Source organism: Chitinophaga hostae (assembly GCF_018224885.1).
In the GTDB taxonomy this organism is placed as follows: domain Bacteria; phylum Bacteroidota; class Bacteroidia; order Chitinophagales; family Chitinophagaceae; genus Chitinophaga; species Chitinophaga hostae.
The window spans coordinates 1-571 of record NZ_JAGTXB010000063.1 but is presented as its reverse complement, the minus strand read 5'-3'; the positions used below and the strand labels follow the sequence as shown (position 1 = coordinate 571).

Below are 571 nucleotides of genomic sequence, written 5' to 3'. Positions count from 1 at the left end.
ACCTGCACCGTGGAATAATATTGACGGTAACAATACCGTCAACCTGAAAAACGACCAGGGTCTGGCAACCGGCATCGGACTGAGATTTGATGAATCCTGGTGGGCAGCAGGCGTGGAAGGCGCCACCACCGGCAACAACAGTGGTGTATATCCTGACGTAGTGCTGAGTCAATACCTCTACTTTGGTTCATTGCCAGGCTTCTTTAGCGGCGCACCTGCCATGCATGGACACATCACCGGTCTAAGTGCCAACACCACCTACACCCTCAAGTTCATGTCCGACAGTAAATGGTGGGCGCCTCAACCTGACAACGGCAGTACCCAGTTTACCGTTAACGGTGTCAGCAAATCGCTGTACGCACAGAATAACACCACCAACACCGCCGACTTCATTAACCTGACAGCAGATGCAAACGGCGAAATAACCTTTACAGCCAGTATTCCGGCAGGTGGACAGGTAGGTTATATCAATGCTATGGAATTAATTGCTACAACGGCTGCTCCTGGTAACCTGGCTAACAACAACATGGCAATGAACATTAATACAGCTGCTTCGCTGAATAATAACAAT

Annotated in this window: 1 protein-coding gene; it reads left to right on the top strand. The window is 49.6% G+C overall.

The annotated features are described in order from the left end of the window. The coding region (locus tag KE626_RS34520; protein ID WP_211977725.1) for a hypothetical protein at window positions 1-571 on the top strand (571 nt) is incomplete at both ends.